At 41.9% G+C, this 20,102-nt stretch carries 18 protein-coding genes; 17 read left to right on the top strand and 1 reads right to left on the bottom strand.

The annotated features are described in order from the left end of the window. Positions 1-71: 71 nt before the first annotated feature. On the top strand, positions 72-836 hold the full coding sequence (locus NYE63_RS08245; RefSeq protein WP_342604766.1) for an enoyl-CoA hydratase/isomerase family protein: 765 nt from the start codon (positions 72-74) through the stop codon (positions 834-836). Between the two features lie 78 nt (positions 837-914). Then, positions 915-1,535, top strand: a complete 621-nt coding sequence (locus NYE63_RS08250) for an RsfA family transcriptional regulator (protein WP_342604767.1) — start codon at positions 915-917, stop codon at positions 1,533-1,535. 44 nt (positions 1,536-1,579) lie between these two features. Here NYE63_RS08250 and NYE63_RS08255 read toward each other — a convergent pair whose 3' ends face one another. Next, a complete protein-coding gene (locus NYE63_RS08255) occupies positions 1,580-2,068 on the bottom strand; it encodes an N-acetyltransferase (protein ID WP_063231944.1) in 489 nt (162 codons plus the stop codon). A gap of 466 nt (positions 2,069-2,534) precedes the next feature. Between NYE63_RS08255 and NYE63_RS08260 the strand changes: the two genes are divergently transcribed. From NYE63_RS08260 to NYE63_RS08330, 15 genes are all read left to right on the top strand, one after another. Then, positions 2,535-3,419: a 2-dehydropantoate 2-reductase gene (locus tag NYE63_RS08260; protein ID WP_342604768.1), complete on the top strand. Its 885-nt coding sequence runs from the start codon at positions 2,535-2,537 to the stop codon at positions 3,417-3,419. Positions 3,420-3,423: 4 nt separating this feature from the next. Next, complete coding sequence (locus NYE63_RS08265; RefSeq protein WP_230160907.1) at positions 3,424-3,816, top strand: DUF3397 domain-containing protein; 393 nt, start codon at positions 3,424-3,426, stop codon at positions 3,814-3,816. Between the two features lie 109 nt (positions 3,817-3,925). Continuing rightward, positions 3,926-5,554: a bacillithiol biosynthesis cysteine-adding enzyme BshC gene (bshC, locus tag NYE63_RS08270; protein WP_342604769.1), complete on the top strand. Its 1,629-nt coding sequence runs from the start codon at positions 3,926-3,928 to the stop codon at positions 5,552-5,554. Between the two features lie 342 nt (positions 5,555-5,896). Further along, on the top strand, positions 5,897-6,328 hold the full coding sequence (gene mraZ / locus NYE63_RS08275) for a division/cell wall cluster transcriptional repressor MraZ (protein ID WP_034313914.1): 432 nt from the start codon (positions 5,897-5,899) through the stop codon (positions 6,326-6,328). A gap of 52 nt (positions 6,329-6,380) precedes the next feature. Continuing rightward, a complete protein-coding gene (rsmH, locus tag NYE63_RS08280; RefSeq protein ID WP_144478625.1) occupies positions 6,381-7,313 on the top strand; it encodes a 16S rRNA (cytosine(1402)-N(4))-methyltransferase RsmH in 933 nt (310 codons plus the stop codon). Positions 7,314-7,345: 32 nt separating this feature from the next. Then, positions 7,346-7,702, top strand: coding sequence for a cell division protein FtsL (ftsL, locus tag NYE63_RS08285; RefSeq protein WP_076366682.1), 357 nt, complete (start codon positions 7,346-7,348; stop codon positions 7,700-7,702). Between the two features lie 2 nt (positions 7,703-7,704). After that, complete coding sequence (locus NYE63_RS08290; RefSeq protein WP_342604770.1) at positions 7,705-9,861, top strand: penicillin-binding protein; 2,157 nt, start codon at positions 7,705-7,707, stop codon at positions 9,859-9,861. Between the two features lie 111 nt (positions 9,862-9,972). After that, entirely contained in the window at positions 9,973-11,895 is a 1,923-nt protein-coding gene (locus NYE63_RS08295) for a stage V sporulation protein D (protein WP_098371086.1), read from the top strand. A gap of 158 nt (positions 11,896-12,053) precedes the next feature. Continuing rightward, on the top strand, positions 12,054-13,526 hold the full coding sequence (locus NYE63_RS08300) for a UDP-N-acetylmuramoyl-L-alanyl-D-glutamate--2,6-diaminopimelate ligase (RefSeq protein ID WP_342604771.1): 1,473 nt from the start codon (positions 12,054-12,056) through the stop codon (positions 13,524-13,526). 89 nt (positions 13,527-13,615) lie between these two features. Beyond that, on the top strand, positions 13,616-14,593 hold the full coding sequence (mraY, locus tag NYE63_RS08305; protein WP_034313901.1) for a phospho-N-acetylmuramoyl-pentapeptide-transferase: 978 nt from the start codon (positions 13,616-13,618) through the stop codon (positions 14,591-14,593). Beyond that, positions 14,594-15,946: a UDP-N-acetylmuramoyl-L-alanine--D-glutamate ligase gene (gene murD / locus NYE63_RS08310; protein ID WP_342604772.1), complete on the top strand. Its 1,353-nt coding sequence runs from the start codon at positions 14,594-14,596 to the stop codon at positions 15,944-15,946. It begins immediately after the preceding gene. 159 nt (positions 15,947-16,105) lie between these two features. After that, positions 16,106-17,206, top strand: coding sequence for a stage V sporulation protein E (spoVE, locus tag NYE63_RS08315; RefSeq protein WP_098371083.1), 1,101 nt, complete (start codon positions 16,106-16,108; stop codon positions 17,204-17,206). Positions 17,207-17,559: 353 nt separating this feature from the next. Continuing rightward, positions 17,560-18,468, top strand: a complete 909-nt coding sequence (gene murB, locus NYE63_RS08320; protein ID WP_342604773.1) for a UDP-N-acetylmuramate dehydrogenase — start codon at positions 17,560-17,562, stop codon at positions 18,466-18,468. Between the two features lie 131 nt (positions 18,469-18,599). Then, a complete protein-coding gene (locus tag NYE63_RS08325) occupies positions 18,600-19,400 on the top strand; it encodes an FtsQ-type POTRA domain-containing protein (RefSeq protein ID WP_342604774.1) in 801 nt (266 codons plus the stop codon). Further along, the gene (locus tag NYE63_RS08330; protein ID WP_342604775.1) at positions 19,387-20,079 is read left to right on the top strand and encodes a DUF881 domain-containing protein; all 693 of its coding nucleotides are present in this window, start codon (positions 19,387-19,389) and stop codon (positions 20,077-20,079) included. Before NYE63_RS08325 ends, NYE63_RS08330 begins: the two co-directional genes overlap by 14 nt. The last annotated feature ends 23 nt before the right edge of the window (positions 20,080-20,102 follow it).

The following is a 20,102-nucleotide window of genomic DNA, read 5'->3' on the forward strand; positions in this document are numbered from 1 at the left end:
TTTACAAATATATTTGGCAGAATATTTTGAATCATCCGTGTTTTGCCGATGATTTTGGAGAAGGTGTTTACGTGGATCAGGTGATTGATGTAGAAAAGGATAAACGCGGTTTCATGAAACTCCTGTTTAATAGACCGGAGAAAAGGAATGCCGTGAATTATCAATTGATGGACGAACTTGAGTCGATATTGTCAGAAGCTGCATGCGATGATGAAGTCAAGTTGCTGGTCCTAACAGGGGCGGGCTCTGAGGCATTCTGTTCAGGTGGGGATCTAAGGGAATTTCAGGATTTGCATACAGAAAAAGAGGCCTTTGCTATGTTATCGAAAATGGGTGAAATTCTGTATAAACTAGCAGTTTTCCCTAAACCAACAATAGCGCTCATCAATGGAAGTGCTTTCGGCGGTGGATGCGAAATAGCGACAGCTTGTGATTTCAGATTAGCAAAGAGCGGAGTTAAGCTAGGATTTGTACAAGGTACTCTAGGAATAACGACAGGCTGGGGCGGAGCTTCACTTTTACTTGAGAAAATACCAGAGCAAAAAGCGCTAAAGCTATTATTGGATGCAAAAATACATAAAGCTGAGGAAGCAAAGGAATATGGTTTCGTAGATGAGATAGTCGGAGAAGGTACGGATGGATGGGAAAGGTTCGCAGATGATTTTCTTCGCCATGAGACAGGGGTATTGATGGCCTATAAACGATTGTTGGTCCATAAATGGCAGGGTAGCGGGCTTAAAGGAAGAATGGATGCAGAAATCCGGGAATGTTCTAAACTTTGGGCTAGTGATGAGCATCATGCTGCAGTCGATCGTTTTTTAAATAAGAAAAAATAAATATTACCCGCTCTATATATCTTCTATCTTTCCTAGCATGTGCATATTATGAATTAAAACTTGCTGGGAGGTAGAGAGATGACGATTGCGAGACAAGATGCATGGACTCATGATGAGGATCTGTTGTTGGCTGAAGTGGTACTAAGGCATATACGAGAAGGAAGTACACAATTAAAGGCGTTTGAAGAAGTGGGGAAACAGTTATCGAGGACATCTGCTGCTTGTGGGTTCCGTTGGAATTCCTTTGTAAGGAAGCAATATAAATCAGGGATAGAGCTGGCGAAAAAACAAAGGAAAGAACAGGTAATCAATACCCCTGGAATGGAAAGGGATTCGGTTGCACCAGTGGAAAATGTCACGATTGAAGAAAAAACACCCGAGCATGAAGATAAAGAATCTATTACCCTTCAGGAAGTTATATTATATTTAACCAAAATGGATGAATTCTTTCAGCTTGATAATAAGGAAAAAGAACGGATTTCTGAGCGGTCCCTATTTCTTGAACGGGAAAATGACCGATTACTGGAAGAGAATGTTTTGCTTAAAGAAAACCTGAAAGCTGTTGAGGAAGATTATCGTGCGTTAATGCAGATTATGGAGCGCGCAAGAAAGCTTAGTGTACAAGAGGACGAAAAGACGAATCCGAAGGTGAGTTTCCAAATGGATAAAAATGGTAATCTGGAAAGGGTCAATAAATAAAAAATGCGGGTGGAAAAATCCGCCCGCATTTTCTTGATATTCCCTTATTCTTGTGTATCTATTTCTTTATTATCTTGTATGTCAAATGGGCTCCAAATCAGCGGGTTTTCTCCGAGGTCCCTGTCCAAATCGTAGGAAACAGCAGAAAAACCCATCTTTTTCCAAAAGTCCTGTGAATGAACTCTTGGGTTGGTTTTGATAGGCATGTTCAGGCTTTTGGCGAATTCGACCAAAGCTCTTCCATAACCTTTTTTCTGATAGTTAGGCAGGACTTCAAGTTTCCAAAGAACAAGGAAGTCCCTAGAATTGTCAAAATACTGGTCGAATTTAGCGCTTCTTTTATACAGGCTCATGCGGGCTACAAGTTTGTCGCCATAAAAGATTCCGTAAAAAGGTGATTGGCTGTCATTTTCGATGATGTTACCCTCTAAATCATCTAGCATGGACAGTTCCTGTATCCCGTATTCTTTGAATTTTTTGAATTCCTCAAGCGTTTTAAAATTTACAAGTAATCGTTCCACCTTGTATTCCATAAAAAAGCTCCCCCTTAATTCTGATAAACCTCTTCCGATAGTACCCTTTGAAAGTCATCCCACTGATCTCTTTACCATGTGGAATTCCAGCTTAGGTTAAATCTAGTATGACATCATCGACTTATCCTAGCTGTCTAAATGCTTATAGCCTTTTATCCCCCGCCCTTTTCCCTTCAATTTCTTGTGGGGTGAGATTGGAGTTATCTTTTGTTCCTATAAAGTCTTCAAAATGGCTAAGCTTTTCGTATCTAATATACCATTAAATTAGGACTTAAAGAAGAAAATATATCTTCAATGGCGTATTAATAATTCTTCCCATTGATATTTATGGCGAGCCTTGTTGATGGCAGTTCCATTTCATTCAATCAGATTGGCTGCGTTTTCCAACGATGGGAAAATTGATGCAGGATAAAAAAGATAATGTGATAAAATAGTAAATATATTTCAAAAAGTAAGGAAGGTTATTATGAGAATTGGAATCGTTGGGGGAGGGGCCATCGGGCTGCTGTTTGCGTCTCATTTAAGTGAAAAACATAGTGTGACTCTCTATACCCATACTGCGGATCAGGCGTCAATCATTAAACGTGATGGAATCCGTCTTATTGCGGATGGTGAAAGCAGGCTGCTGACAGGCATCATTTCTAAGTGCCTGGGTGATGGGATATCGGATGTGGATCTTCTTATATTGGCCGTCAAGCAATATCACCTGCCGCAAATATTGCCCAGGATCAAAGGTATTCAGGTTCCATTGCTATTCTTGCAGAATGGCTATGGTCATATTTCTTATTTAAAGCAGCTTCAATCCCCGACCATATATGTGGGGGTAGTGGAGCATGGAGCGTTGAAACATGACGGAAATACCGTGGAGCATACAGGGCTCGGCATTACAAGGATCGCTTCCTTTAAGGGGGAACTTGAGCAACTATCGTTAGTGAATGAAGGGATCGATCATTTTCCTTTTTCGAAGAGTGATGATTTTCACTCGATGCTGATGGATAAGCTAGTTGTTAATGCAGTGATAAATCCATTAACAGCGATACTTGACGTGGAAAATGGCGGTTTAATCACTAACTCCTTTTACTACCGATTGTTTCAAGACCTTTTTGAAGAAATCTCCGATATTTTGGAAGTTAAAAATAAGGATGAGTCATTTGAACATGTGAAATCCGTTTGTATGGCAACAGCGGAAAATCGATCGTCAATGCTAAAAGATTTAGAAAATGGCCGTAAAACGGAAATTGATGCTATTTTGGGTCATATCCTCTCGGAGGCAAAGAGTAAAGGGAAAAGTGATTGCCTGACTTCTTCTCTATATAAGATGGTTAAAGGAAAAGAGTCTCAGGGGGGATGAGAATGTGCCGTACGTAGTATCAAGCCTTGCCGCGATATTTATTACCTTGCCTTTCGTGGGGTATATACTTTTTTTTATAAGTGCCAAACAATTCACTGGAAACCATAGGCGCTCTGTTCAATTTGCAATGGACATGAGTACGCTGCTGTTCGTATTATCCGTCCATTATTTGATCATTACCATTTGGGATAAGCAAATTCTTTGGGTGATCATGCTCGTCATGATCATCAACGCATTCGTGGTGGTCCTTGTCCATTACAAGGTAAAAGAAGAAATCATTTTCCATAAGGTATTAAAGGGTTTTTGGAGAGTAAACTTCGCCTTCTTTTTCGTAGCTTACCTACTATTATTTTCCATTGGCATAATTACAAGTATTACGAAGATATTGACTACATAATATAGAACATCGCATCAATTTTCTGCTGCTGGGCAACTTCTTTTGTTTTCTTAAACCGGAATGTTATACTCTAAAAAGAATTGTAGTTGCAGAGAAAGGGAGAACAGAAATGGAGATGAAAGATCTCGCGTTACCATCTTTAAACCGTTTTGCATCGGACTATTTACAAAACCGTCTTGAAACGGAGGATTATTTTCACTATGACTTGTCAAAGCCGGACATTTATCTCAATAAATATAATGAATTGATGAACCGCTCTTTTTCACGTGATGAATTGTCGGATTACATACAACAATACATGTCTCGTCTTTCATTCAGTGAGGCAGTTAAGGGGAATATTGAAAGGTTGCGCAGGGATGATTCCGTGGTTGTGATTGGAGGACAGCAGGCTGGGTTATTATCAGGGCCGCTGTACACCATTCATAAAGTGATTTCGATCATTAAGCTTGCGGAAGAACAAGAAAGGGAACTGGGGCAGCCAGTCATTCCAGTTTTTTGGATAGCTGGAGAAGATCATGATTTGGCTGAAGTCAATCATGTTTATGTTATGAAAAACGGTAAACCCGATAAAAAAACCTATCCTTCCTATCAGCCGTATAAAACAATGGTTTCCGATGTGGAGCTGGAAACGGAAAAGGCAGAGAAGTGGCTTGAGGAAATCATTGAAACATATGGAGAAACGGCCTTTACGAATAAACTCCTGATTGATATGAAGGAGACCATTAAGCAATCGAATACTTTCGTCGATTTCTTCGCCATGCTGATTCATGAATGGTTCAAAGAATATGGCCTTTTACTAGTCGATGCCGGAGATCCGGAATTAAGGCGAATTGAAAAGACATACTTTGAATTGATGGTCAATGAAAGTGGACGGATTGCTGAAGTGGTCGAGGAACAGCAATCATTCATGCATGCGAAAGGGTATGCAAAAATGATTGAAATGGATAAACGGGCAGCTAATTTATTTTATTATGATCCAGAAAAAAAAGATCGATGTTTACTCGAACGTGTAGAAGGCGGTTTCAGCGGAAAAAACGGTGAGGTATCATTTACCGAGCAGGAACTCTTGCAGATAGCCAAAAATCATCCAGAACGATTAAGCAACAATGTCATTACACGCCCGCTCATGCAGGAAATGCTTTTCCCTGTATTGGCTTTCGTTTCTGGGCCAGGGGAAATAGCCTATTGGGCAGAATTAAAAAAGGTATTTGAGTTGTTTTCCATGAAGATGCCGCCAATCATTCCTAGGTTAAACATCACGCTGATAGAGCGCGGTATCCATAGCGACCTTGAAGAAATGGAACTCAGTTTGGAAACTGTTCTGACTGAAGGAACCGCTAATTCTGTGAAAAGTTACCTTGATTCCGTGAAAGATGAGACGGTTGACAACCTGTTCGGGACGCTGAAATCACAGCTTGAAGAGAACCATGAAAAGCTATTTGCCCACGCTGTCGCTTTAGATAGAGGACTTGAGCCGATGTTGAACAAAAACATTGAATTCATTCAAAAGCAATTGAATTTCATGTATGGCAAAATCGGTGACCGTACTAAGGAACGACATTCGGTCATATTGAAAAAATATGAACGGATAGCAAATTCACTGTACCCTCTTGGATCACCCCAGGAGAGGATTTGGAATGTGTTTTATTACTTGAATCAATACGGGCCAGAGTTCGTACGGGATATGATGAAACTGGAATACCGGTTCAATAATCAGCATAAATTGATTTTCATTTAGAAAATCCATCCGTTTTGGGGAAAAGTGGCGGACACTTCAATTTGAATAGGGTTGCCACAAACCAATCCTGCCGGAGGGATTAAAAAGTGTAAAAAAGACAGGTGCTAAAGCCTGTCTTTTTTCTGTTTCCTGGGCTATTGTCAGGTAGTGCTTCGACAGTAATGGTGGGACTGCGTCTTAGTCTGAGTCCATTCGAGGGAATTGCACGTTTCTGTGAATAATTTGGCTAAATAAACTTAAGTAGAAAAGAAGGGAATTTTTACTTAGAAGGAGAAAGTAAAAACAAGTGGAGAAAGGTGGGGGAATGTGGTACATTGAGATTAGAATGTGGGGGTTGTGGGTATGTTCATGGGAGAGTACCATCATAACATCGATATAAAGGGCCGTTTGATTGTCCCAGTGAAATTCAGGGAAAATCTCGGGGAGCAATTTGTCCTTACCCGCGGACTCGATCAATGTTTATTTGGTTACCCTATGGAAGAGTGGAAGCTGCTTGAAGAAAAGCTGAAAGCCCTGCCTTTAACAAAAAAAGATGCCCGAGCCTTTACCCGTTTTTTCTTTTCTGCAGCTACAGAGTGCGAAATTGATAAACAAGGGCGAATTAATATCCCCACGCCGCTTACTTCATATGGCCAATTGGAAAAAGAATGTGTAATTCTTGGTGTTACCAATCGTATTGAGATTTGGAGCAAATCCCTTTGGGAAAACTATTTTTCAGCTTCTGAGGATTCTTTCGCTGAGATAGCAGAAAATATGATTGGCTTTGATATTTAAGGCTGCCCCCAGAAATAGGGTCACTCAATAACCGATTGGAAGGATGTCTAGCATGTTTCAACATACAACAGTGTTATTAAAAGAGACGGTTGATGGATTGAACATCAAACCTGATGGAATTTATGTGGATTGTACTTTAGGAGGAGCCGGTCACAGCGAATACTTACTTTCACAGCTCTCTGACAAGGGTAGGCTTTATGCTTTTGATCAGGACGAAACGGCGATTCGGAATGCTAAGGAAAAATTGGAAAGCTATGGCGAACGTATTGTTCTTGTTCCTAATAATTTTAAATACTTAAAAGAAGAGTTGAATGCCCGGGGAATCGAGAAAGTGGACGGGATCCTTTATGATTTAGGTGTGTCATCCCCACAATTGGATACACCAGAGCGTGGTTTCAGCTATAACCATGATGCACCTTTGGATATGAGGATGGACCAAAGTGCTGCCATTTCTGCCTATGATGTCGTGAATACTTGGTCATTCCATGATTTGCTGAGAATTTTCTTCCAATATGGCGAAGAAAAGTTTTCGAAACAAATTGCCAGGAAAATTGAAGCGGCACGTGAAATAAAACCGATTGAAACGACATTCGAGCTTGTGGAGTTAATTAAGGATGGAATACCGGCCCCGGCAAGACGTAAAGGCGGACACCCTGCGAAACGAGTGTTCCAAGCAATAAGAATCGCTGTGAATGACGAACTTGGTGTCTTTGAAGATTCCTTGGAGCAAGCCATATCGCTTTTGGATAAAGAAGGAAGAATATCTGTCATTACATTCCATTCACTAGAAGATAGAATTTGTAAAACGGTATTTAAAAAAGCAAGTGCCCTTCCGGACCTACCGCCCGGACTTCCAGTTATCCCGGATGAATTCAAGCCACCTATGAAAATAATTACGAGAAAACCGATTTTACCTTCAGAAGAAGAATTGGAAGGGAATAATCGTTCCCGGTCGGCTAAGCTAAGAATCGCCGAAAAGCAATAATTACAGAAAAAAAACAGTAAGGGGGAACATGAATGAGTTCCATAGCCAAAAAAATACAAGAACAGCAATATGAAGACCAGCAGCAGCAACAGACGCATCAAACAGTGGTCATCCGTAAAGCGAAGATATCCATTGGTGAAGTTTTCTTACTATGTGCCCTTGCTATCATGGTTACCTTTATGGGAGTGAAAATAGTCTCTAATCAAGCGGCCATCTATGAAACGAATAAAGAAATCCAGCTAGTGGAAACGTCGATTGAAAAACAGGGTAAAGTGAATGAAGATTTGAAAGTGCAGGTTGCTGAACTTAGTACATACGAAAGAATTTGGAAAAAAGCTGCAGCACTAGGGTTCAAGTTAAATGAGAATAATGTGAAGGGTGTGCAGTAATAATGCAGAAACAAAAAAATATGAAGCATGGGGCAGCCGGATTATTCTTCTTATTCGGCCTGCTCTTTTTTGTGTTAGTCTGCCGCTTTTTGTATATTCAGGTGACAGGTACAGCAGGCGGGGAGGTTCTGGCTTCAAAAATCGACAAGAAATATGAAAAAAAACAGGTCATAGAAGCCAAAAGGGGAAGCATACTCGATACTAAGGGTGAAGTCATCGCCGAGGATACTCCCTCCTATATCTTAAGGGCTGTACTCAGTGAAAAGGAGCCGGAGCATGTCAAGGATCCGGAGATGACGGCTAGTAAGCTTGCTAAATATATCGACATGGATGAACAGGACATTTATGAAAGACTTACGAAAAAAGGGGCATACCAGGTGGAGTTTGGCAGTGCCGGCAAGGATTTGACTCAGGTCGTCAAGCAGAAAATAGAAAAAATGGAACTGCCGGGAATTACATTCGGAAGTACGAATAAACGTTTTTATCCTAATGGAATTTTCGCCTCCCATCTGATTGGCTATGTAGAAAAGGATGAGGAAACGGAAGAAATGGCTGGTAAGTTCGGCATTGAAAAGTACCTCAATAAAGAATTACAGGAAACGAACGGGGAGCTGACATATGACAGTGACTCATGGGGCTTCCTCTTACCGGATAAAGAGGAAAAGGTTGTTGCTCCTGATAATGGCAATGATGTCATGCTTACAATCGACAAAAAAATACAAACGTTCCTGGAAGATTCGATGAGCAAAGTGCAGGAAAAATACGATCCCGAGCAAATCATAGCGATTGTCTCCAATCCCAAAACGGGGGAGATTGTGGCGATGGGGCAAAGGCCTACTTTCCATCCGACAACGAAAGTCGGGCTTACGGATACATGGCGTAACCTAGCTATTGAAGAATCCTTCGAACCGGGGTCAACCATGAAAACATTCACCCTTGCCGCGGCTGTTGAGGAAGGGGTCTTTAATCCGAATGAAAGTTTTGTTGCTGGAACCTACAAAGCCGGATCGGGGAAAATCGGAGATCATAGCGGAATCGAAAGAGGGAAGAGCATGACCTTTCTTGAAGGGGTTCAACGTTCCTCCAACGTCGCTTTTGCTACTCTTGCAATGGATAAGATAGGAGCGGATACTTTCCGTGAGTATTTGACAAAGTTCGGATTTGATAAAAAAACGGGAATTGACCTGCCGAACGAGATAACCGGTAAAATTCAATACAAGTATAAGCTTGAAAAAGTTACTACTTCATTTGGACAGGGTTCAACCGTTACACCGATTCAACAAATCCAAGCTGCATCCGCAATAGCCAATGACGGAAAAATGATGCGGCCGTACGTGATAAAAAGCATTTCCGATCAGGATACCGGAAAAATTTTGAAAACGACTAAGCCGAAAGTGACAGGGCAACCGATTTCGGAAGAAACTGCAAAACAAGTACGTGATTATTTGGAAACGGTAATTTCCGCGAAAAAAGGTACAGGGAAAAAATATGCCATTGATGGATATAAAGTTGCGGGGAAAACCGGTACTGCACAAATTGCGGGTCCGACAGGTAGATATTTAGAAGGGAAAAATAACTATGTATTCTCCTTTTTAGGTATGGCTCCAAAAGATGATCCGCAGTTGGTCATGTATGTGGCGGTTAAGCAGCCGAAGCTAGGTGTCTCTTATGTTGGGGCTGATCCATTGTCAGAGATATTTAATCCTGTCATGCAAAATAGCTTGCAATATCTAAACATCAAACCTTCTGATGTTAAAAAACAAAAAGCAAATAAAATCGTTGACTATACGAATCAAACCGAGAGTTCAGCTGTCAAAGAACTGAAGGAACTTGGATATGATGTAAGTACGATCGGAAGTGGACGTAAAGTGCTCGATCAATCTCCAAAAGCAGGGAGTATACTCTTACAGGGGGAAAAGATAATCCTGAGGACGGAAGGCGAAATGAAAGTTCCTGACATGAAGGGATGGTCCCTGCGCGATGTTATGAAATTGGCTAAGGTTGCAAAACTGGATCTGAAAACTGAAGGTACCGGATATGTGAGTAAGCAGAGTCTTGAGGCAGGGAAAAAGGTTAATGAGGGAGAGACCTTCAATATAGAATTATCCCAGCCTGACGGGGCTGGTGAAGAAATACCGACAAAAGAGAAAACAGAGTGAAGATAAAGAGGGGATCCGAATGGATCCCCTCTTTAATTCTTTCGAAGTTTCTAGTCTAGCATCAAGTAGACAAGCATATATTGAAGCATGTATGAAATGGAGGTGCCTTTTTTGCGTGTTTCGAATGTTACTGTCCGAAAACGGCTGGCAATCGCATTGGCGATCGGTATCGTTGTTTTTTTTATCATTGATATCCGATTGGGAATTGTACAGTTTTATCTAGGGGATAAGTTGACGGGGCTGGCTAAAGATTCCTGGAGCAGGAATATTCCTTTTGAAGCCAAACGAGGAGAAATTCTGGATCGGAATGGTGTCGAGCTAGCAACGAATATATCTGCGCCAACAGTCTATGTCATCCCAAGACAGATTGAGAATCCTGGGGAGACGGCGGAACAGCTTGCTTCAATATTGGATATGACAAAGGAAAAGGCTTATCAATGGTTAACGAAACAGGCGATGAGCGTCAGAATTCCGGAAGGCAGAAAGATATCTCATGAAAAGGCGAAGGAAATTAAAGCATTAGGGATAAAGGGTGTTTATATCGCTGAAGATTCAAAGCGCCATTACCCATTTGGGGAATATCTTTCGCATGTTCTTGGCTTTACAGGCTCTGACAATCAAGGGTTGATGGGTATTGAATTGTCTTATGATAAGGAACTAAGTGGGGAAAAAGGATTCGTTAAATTTTACTCGGATGCGAAAGGGAAAAGGCTTGAGAATATGGCCGATGACTATAAGCCCCCTGTTGATGGTGATAACTTGAAGCTTACAATCGATAGCAAAATCCAGACAATTGTGGAGAGGGAGCTTGATAATGCAGAGGCGACATATGATCCCGATGGTTTAATTGCCATTGCAATGGACCCAAATACAGGGGAAATATTGGCAATGTCAAGCAGGCCAACCTTCGACCCGGCCAATTTTCAAAATGTACCTTCAGAAGTATATAATCGTAATTTACCAGTTTGGAGTATATATGAACCAGGTTCGACCTTTAAGATTATCACGCTTGCTGCGGCGCTTGAGGAAGGGAAGGTCGACTTACAAAAGGAACATTTTTATGATTCTGGACATGTGGAAGTGTCAGGGTCTACACTGCATTGCTGGAAAAGCGGAGGACATGGGGACCAGACTTTTCTTGAAGTCGTCGAGAACTCATGTAACCCTGGTTTTGTAGAATTAGGGAACCGGCTAGGTAAAGACAAGCTGTTTAAATATATAAATGATTTCGGGTTTGGGCAAAAAACGGGGATTGATTTAACCGGAGAAGGAAAAGGAATCATGTTCAACATGGATCAAGTGGGTCCGGTTGAGCAGGCAACAACCGCGTTTGGACAAGGTGTAGCCGTAACGCCCATTCAGCAGGTGACAGCGGTATCGGCGGCTGTGAATGGAGGCACTTTGTATACACCTTATATCGCGAAGGAACTGGTGAATCCAAAAAATGGGGAAGTGCTGATGCGAAAGACCCCACAGGCGAAGAAAAAAGTGATTTCAGAAGCAACCTCGAAGAAAGTCCGTGAAGCACTTGAATCCGTTGTCGCCCAAGGTAGCGGTAAAGGAGCATTCGTCGAGTCGTACCGAGTCGGCGGGAAAACGGGTACAGCCCAAAAAGCTGAAAATGGCAGGTACCTTGAAAATAATTATATTCTCTCATTCATTGGTGTCGCACCAGCGGATGATCCGCAAATCGTCGTTTATATAGCTGTGGATAATCCGAAAGGAACGGTACAATTCGGCGGGGTCGTTGCCGCACCGATCGTTGGGAATATCATGGAGGATTCACTTAGGGCCATGGGCGTCAAGCCAAGGAAAAATCAGATTGAGAAGGAAACGGTCTGGACGGATCCCGTCATGGTCGAGGTACCTGACGTTGTGGGTCTCAGCAAAAAAGAGTTGCAAACCCAGCTCATCGACCTTAAGCTGGATATTGCAGGCAATGGGGATAAAGTCATAAATCAAGCCCCGGATCCAGGTGTTAAAGTAAAACAAGGCTCTACAATAAGAATTTATCTTGGCGAAAATACAGAATAAGTATAATATAATATATGAATAGTTAAAGCGGCTGAAGAATCATCAGCCGCTTTGTTTACGGAGTCGGGATAACCCCGTATAATTGAAATTGGTTTCTCGACAAGCCAAGGCTAATCACATATAATGAATCCTCAAATTAAGTTGAGAGGGATGGAAAAATGAAGCTTCACAAATTACTACCTTATTTACACTCCTTATTTACGTATGAAGGAGAAAATCCTGAAATCACCTCCATTGAAAATGATAACCGTAAAGTCATAGACGGAAGTTTATTTGTTTGTATAAAAGGTTATACAGTTGATGGTCATGATTTTGCCCAACTTGCTGTAGAACATGGAGCTGCAGCAGTCATTGCGGAAAGGCCGCTTGACCTCGATGTTCCCGTGATCGTAGTTAGGGATTCGAGCAGGGCGATGGCGGTGCTTGCCGACGCATTCTATGGCCATCCGACTCAAAAGATGCGCTTGATCGGAATTACGGGTACGAATGGAAAGACGACGACCAGTCACTTATTGGAAAAGATTTTCGAGGATCGACAAGAAAAAACAGGCTTGATTGGCACGATGTATACAAAAATTGCCGATACAGTATATGAAACTAAGAATACGACGCCAGATAGCGTTACGCTGCAGAAGGCTTTTCATGAAATGGCCGAAGCATCTGTCACCACGGCCATAATGGAAGTTTCATCGCATGCACTTGAGCTTGGACGCGTCCATGGCTGTGACTATGATATTGCCGTCTTTACGAATCTAACACAGGATCATTTGGATTTTCATAAAACCATGGACAGATATAGGCAGGCAAAATCCTTATTTTTCTCACAGCTCGGCAATGCTTACATAGAAAATCGTCCTAAATATGCTGTGCTTAATGCTGATGATGAGGCAACTGCTGATTTCATTAAAGCGACTGCTGCTACAGTCGTAACATACGGCATAGACAAAGAAGCAGATATCAGGGCCAAGGATATAAAAATTGATGCAAATGGCACATCGTTCACCTTGACAGCAGGTAAAGAAGAGCGTTACATTCAGCTGAAGCTAATTGGTAAATTCAGTGTTTATAATGTACTCTCTGCCATCTCTGCTGCTTTGTGCGCCGGTAACAATCTAGATCAGACAATTAAATCCATCGAGGAAATAAAAGGTGTTGCAGGCCGTTTTGAGCTCATTACAGCGAATCAGGACTTCCCGGTCATTGTTGACTATGCCCATACTCCGGACAGTTTAGAAAATGTTCTAAAGACTGTTGGTGAGTTTGCTAGAAAGAAAATCTTTGTTATAGTGGGCTGCGGAGGGGACCGAGACAAGACAAAGCGTCCCATCATGGCCGAAATTGCATGCAGCTTGGCGACTGACCCGATCTTCACTTCGGATAATCCACGCAGTGAAGATCCTGCCCAGATTCTACGGGATATGGAAGCTGGTGTAGCAGGCAAAGAATATACGGTTATTGAAGACCGCAGGCAGGCGATAGCTTACGCTGTTTCCAAGGCAGAAGAGGGCGACGTTATATTAATAGCTGGAAAAGGTCATGAAACCTATCAATTGGTCGGTGACGAAGTGCTTCACTTCGATGACCGTGAAGAAGCGGAAAAGGCGATTCAAGGTCGTTTGGGTTCAGTTTGAACCAACGCTGAAATTGCCCTGCAACAAATAAGAAAAGACATCAAGCAGAATTTTATATTTGAATTGTGTTAGGAATGAGGGAGTAAGGAATGTTGGAACAAGTGATTTTTTATACGATTTTGGTGGCGTTTTTAGTAACCGTTCTTCTTTCGCCGATTTTCATCCCGTTTTTAAGAAGATTGAAATTCGGGCAAAGTATCAGGGAAGAAGGCCCACAATCGCATCTTAAGAAAACGGGAACACCCACAATGGGCGGATTGGTCATATTATTATCTGTTACCATCGCAACACTAGTCATGACTTTGAAATTTTCGGCACCTTCAACCGAAACGTATTTATTATTATTCGTTACTTTAGGATTTGGTTTATTAGGTTTCCTGGATGATTTCATCAAAGTGGTCATGAAGCGAAACCTAGGACTGACTTCCAAGCAAAAACTGCTTGGACAAATTGTGATTTCGGTCATCTTTTACTTCGTCTTTAAGCAGACAGACCGTTTTAATCCTGAATTGACGATTCCAGGCACTGACTTTGCTTTTGATTTTGGCTGGTTTTATCTGTTTATCGTTATTTTCTGGCTGGTAGGTTTTTCGAATGCCGTCAATTTGACGGATGGGCTTGATGGACTTGTCTCAGGAACATCAGCCATTGCCTTTGGTGCTTTTGCCATTTTGGCCTGGAGTCAGTCACAATATGATGTCGCTATTTTTTCGGTGGCAGTAGTCGGTGCAGTACTTGGATTTTTGGTATTCAATGCACATCCAGCAAAGGTTTTCATGGGGGATACGGGTTCCTTGGCCCTTGGAGGAGCGATTGCAACCATCGCCTTGTTAACGAAGCTTGAAATCCTCCTGGTAATCATTGGCGGAGTCTTCGTCATTGAGACGCTCTCGGTCATCCTGCAGGTAGGGTCTTTTAAAACGACTGGTAAACGTATTTTTAAAATGAGTCCGCTTCACCATCATTATGAGCTTTCCGGCTGGTCGGAATGGCGCGTCGTCGTGACTTTCTGGACAGTAGGGCTGCTGTGTGCGGTACTCGGAATCTATTTAGAGGTGTGGATATAATTGAAAGAGACTGTAAAGTATTCAGAGAAAAAGATATTAGTATTGGGTTTGGCAAAAAGCGGAGTGATGGCAGCTTCGCTTCTACATAAATTAGGTGCTTTCGTGACGGTTAATGACATGAAGCATTTATCGGAAAATCCTGAGGCTCAAGGACTTCTTGAACAGGGAATAAAAGTCATCTGCGGTAGTCATCCGATCGAGCTTCTTGATGAGGGTTTCGAGCTGATCGTTAAAAACCCGGGAATCCCCTATCGGAACCCTATTGTAAAAGGGGCATTGGAGAAAGGGATTCCTGTTATCACGGAAGTCGAACTGGCCTATCAGATAAGTGAAGCACCTTTTATAGGAATCACTGGTACAAATGGGAAAACGACCACGACAACCTTGATATTCGAAATGTTGAAGACCGGTGAAAAATCCCCGCTGATTGCAGGTAATATCGGGACAGTGGCTTCAGGTGTTGCTGAAAAAGCAAAACCAGATGACTCGATCGTCATTGAATTATCATCGTTTCAGTTAATGGGAATAGACGAATTTCGTCCTGAAATCTCAATCGTGACAAATTTGTATGATGCACATTTAGATTATCACAGTTCCAAACAGGAATATGTCGAAGCAAAAGCTGCCATTACGAAAAATCAAATAGCCTCAGATTTCATGATTTATAATGCAGATCAAGATCTTGTTTTATCCATGGCGAAAAAGACCAAGGCTGAACTTGTTCCTTTTTCAGCTGAAATGAAACATGAGAATGGAGCCTATGTGGAAGATGGTGCAGCCTGTTTCCGAGGAGAAAAAATCATTGAAGTTTCAGAGATAGCCCTTCCTGGGAAGCATAATTTGGAAAATGTGCTCGCGGCCATCTCAGCGGCGAAACTGAAGGGTGTAGCTAACGAAGCCATTCAGACTGTACTGAAAACATTTTATGGTGTGGAGCACCGTCTGCAGTTCGTAGCAACGATCGATAACCGTAAATTTTATAATGATTCGAAAGCGACGAACATTCTTGCAGCATCCAAAGCGCTAACATCCTTTACGGAACCTGTCATCTTATTGGCAGGCGGTTTGGATCGGGGAAATGAATTTGATGAGCTGAAACCGGCGATGAAAAATGTCAAAGCCGTGATAACTTTTGGTGAAACGGCGGAAAAAATTGAACGGGTAGCCAAAGAAATAGGAATAGCGAATATAAAACGTGTCGATAATGTAGAAAAGGCCGTGCCGGCTGCATTTGAATTATCAAATGAAGGCGACTGCATTCTTCTCTCACCGGCTTGTGCAAGCTGGGATCAATATAAAACTTTTGAGCAAAGAGGAGACATGTTTATGGAGGCCGTGCATAAACTTAAGTAAGAGCTTTCGCAGAGAGAAGTGAACCTGCTTCTACGTTGACACCTTGGAAAAAAGCGATAATGAGCCGTTATCGCTTTTTTTTTGACTAAAGTGCTGACAAGCAATCAGCATTGATGTTTATATTCGTAGGCTCGAAAAACTTCCTAGAGGTGGATGTCCGTGCCATTAAAAAAATCGAATCCTGATCTCATTCTCATAATCGTCACCTTAAGTCTTTTGACTGTTGGATTAATCATGGTTTACAGCGCAAGTGCCATTTGGGCAACATATAAATTTGATGATTCGTTTTATTTTGCTAAAAGACAGTTGCTGTTTGCCTGCGTTGGTGTCATAGCCATGTTTTTCATCATGAATGTAGATTACTGGACGTGGCGGACATGGGCCAAGATCCTTATCATCATTTGTTTCATTATGTTACTGGCTGTGCTTGTACCAGGTATAGGGATGGCGAGAAATGGTTCGAGGAGCTGGATTGGTGTAGGTGCCTTTTCGGTCCAACCTTCTGAGTTCATGAAGCTGGCGATGATCGCTTTTTTAGCTAAGTTTTTATCAGAACGGCAAAAGCTGATCACCTCCTTTAAAAAGGGGATGCTTCCATCCTTGGGTTTAGTGTTTTTGGCATTTGGATTGATCATGTTACAGCCGGACCTTGGAACGGGAACGGTAATGGTTGGAACATGCATCGTTATGATTTTTATTTCCGGGGCAAAAATCAGTCACTTTGTCGGCTTGGGGCTAATCGGGGTAGCAGGTTTTATCGGTCTGATTTTGTCAGCGCCCTACCGGATAAAAAGGATCACGTCTTTTCTGGATCCTTGGGAAGACCCTTTGGGCAGTGGATTTCAAATGATTCAATCGTTTTATGCAATCGGGCCCGGGGGGTTGTTCGGATTGGGACTCGGGCAAAGCCGTCAAAAGTTTTTCTATTTACCGGAACCGCAGACTGATTTCATTTTTGCCATACTTTCCGAGGAACTTGGCTTCATCGGGGGCTCTCTGGTCATTTTATTATTTGCCCTTATGCTTTGGCGGGGCATTCGGATTGCACTTGGTGCCCCTGATTTATATGGGAGCCTTGTAGCGGTTGGAATCATTGCAATGGTCGCCATACAAGTTATGATCAATATAGGGGTGGTAACGGGACTGATGCCAGTTACGGGGATCACCTTGCCCCTCTTAAGTTATGGAGGTTCATCTTTGACACTTATGTTGATGGCGATTGGGGTGCTCCTGAACATTAGCCGTTATTCAAGGTTCTGAAATAAGTAAAATATATGGTGTGGCAAAAGGGAAGTCCTGTTAAACGCAGGGCTTCCTTTTTTACGTTAAAAACCCTTGCAGGAAAACGATTTTGGAGGGTGCTTCGCCGAAATTTAGAAATAAATGAAATGTCGCTTAAATATTACCATGTATGAATGTTGGGGAATCCACAATAAATATTGGCAATACGGCTTTGTTTAGACTATAGTATAAGAGGGTTAGGCCGTACTGGGGCTTGCTTCTGTTCATTTTTCTGCTAAAAAGGCGTTGTTAATCTTGTAATATAAGTGACCTCATGGAAGAGGAAATGAAAATCATAACTTGGAATTTTTGGAACAACAAGGAGGTTTATCATGGATAATGTGATAAAGCAATTAACTGAAATGAAAATCGGCAAAGTTCTAGAACAGGAACCGCTTGCGAATCATACAACTATGAAAATTGGGGGGCCGGCTGATTTATTCATCGTGCCGTCATCCATTGAAAATATAGAAAAAACGATGCAGGTCATCAAAGAACATGGGATGCCATGGAGGGTGGTCGGCAGGGGCTCGAACCTACTTGTCAGTGATGGCGGAATTGAAGGTGCCGTGCTTAAATTGGGTAAAGGACTTGATCATCTCGAGATAAATGGAACGGAGATTAAAGCAGGAGCTGGGGTATCACTTGTCAGCCTGTCCGTACAAATCAGTAAAAAAGGGTATGCAGGATTGGAATTTGCTAGTGGTATTCCTGGTTCCGTCGGCGGAGCTGTCTATATGAACGCTGGTGCACACGGTTCCGATATGAGTGAAATCCTCAAGGAGGCACATGTTCTTTTTGAAGATGGAACTCTAGCTTGGCTTTCTAAGGAAGACATGGAGTTTTCTTATCGAACTTCTCTACTTCAGAAGAAAAGACCTGGTATCGTACTAGAAGCAATTTTTCAATTGACAGAGGGCGATAAAACCGAAATCGTTGAAAGAATGCAGAATAACAAGAATTATCGTAAAGAAACCCAACCGTATAATCTTCCATGTGCCGGGAGCATATTTAGGAATCCACTTCCACATCATGCTGGTAAATTGGTCGAGAATGCGGGCTTGAAGGGACATTCTATTGGCGGAGCTCAGATTTCACCGATGCATGGGAACTTTATCGTTAACACTGGTAATGGAAGTGCAGCGGATGTTCAAGCCTTGATACAGCATGTGAAGGATACTGTGTATGATAAATTTGAAATTGAAATGGAAACAGAAGTGGAAATTATCGGCAGAAAATAATAGGATTCATTATATCCAAATATTGTGATATAATGTGTTACCTTTTAAAGTTTGTTAATAACCAAATATTGAGTTTGTCTTGATTGCGCACTGTCAAGAGCCATCCATTTTTTCAGGAAGAGGTGAAGGGGATGGAAAAGGGGAAAATCGTTTCCATTGAGGACCGCATCCCGAAATTAAAACAATTAAGAAAAAGCAAAGCAAACAGGCGACTTGTTCTTTTGCTTTCCCTTTTCTTCATTCTGGTTGCTTGTGTGCTATATTTCTTATCCCCGTTGAGCTATGTAAAATCTGTGCAGGTTGAGGGGAATCGTTATATTACTTCCAAACAGATCATTAAATTGAGTAAGGTGAAGATGGATCGTAGCATCTGGAAGGTTGATACAGGGACAGCCGCAGCCAATATCAAAAAAAATCAAGAAATAAAAAGCGTTAAGGTTACACCGGTATTTCCTAATTCCATTAAAATTACGGTTACGGAGCATAACAGGATGGCATATCTGTCCAATAATGGGAAGTTTGCACCTATTTTGGAAAACGGGTCCGTTTTAGAAGAGTTAGCAACAGGAGAAATTCCAGTATTTGCCCCTGTTTTAATTGGTTTCAAAGAGGGTAAAGCATTAAAGTTGCTTTTAGAAGAGCTGGACAAGCTTCCTGTCGAGATTCAGAATGCCATTTCAGAAATTCATTACGCCCCAACCAAAACCGATGTCTATCATATCGTCATGTTTATGAACGATGGGTTTGAAGTAAGTGCGACAAGCCGTACTTTATACGAGAAAATGATTCACTATCCATCGATTGTCAGTCAATTGGATCCAGAGGTAAAGGGAGTCATCGATCTGGAAGTGGGTTCTTATTTTAAGGCATATGAAGACGATGAACAAAAGGAAGACGATGAACAAAAGGAAGACGCTAATGAGGAAAATTAATGGCAAACAGGTGGTTTTACCCTTGGTTTGCGTGGTTCTCGGATTCATGATTGCCTTCTCTTACAATTTGACCAAAAAAGGTGAAGGAGCAGGAAAGGATAAAGCCTGGGATCAGGAATATGAGCTCAGGCAGCAGCTGATCGAACAAGAGAAACAAAACCGGGAACTTCAGAAGGAACTCCTTCAGAAGCAAGAAAATGTATCTCAAATAGAAAAGGACCTAGCTCAGGAAAAGCAGCTTTTTTTCAATTTGGCAAAGGAAACGGAAAAATACCGTATGTTTCTCGGAAAAGTGAAAGTGAAAGGCTCAGGCCTTCAAGTGACGCTTGAAGATGGTACAGATATGGATTCAGAAGCCAATGTTAATAATTACCTCGTCCATGAACAGCATGTCTTCAAGGTCGTCAATGAACTATACATATCAGGTGCAGAGGCTGTTGCGATTAATGGTCAAAGGTTAAATCATGATTCATACATAATTTGTAATGGGCCAGTGATTACAATCGATGGCCATCAGCATCCTGCTCCCTTCATCATATCTGCGATTGGGGACCCGGATGTCCTGGGTGCTTCACTAGACTTACCCGGTGGCATCAAGGAACAGCTTGTAAATGAGAATATTATCTTTACAGTGGAAAAGCAAAAGAATATCATTTTTGATCCAATTATTGGAGGGTGATCAGACCGTCGGATTCGATGAAA

Source organism: Peribacillus sp. FSL E2-0159, from assembly GCF_038643155.1.
Classification (GTDB): Bacteria; Bacillota; Bacilli; order Bacillales; family DSM-1321; genus Peribacillus; species Peribacillus simplex.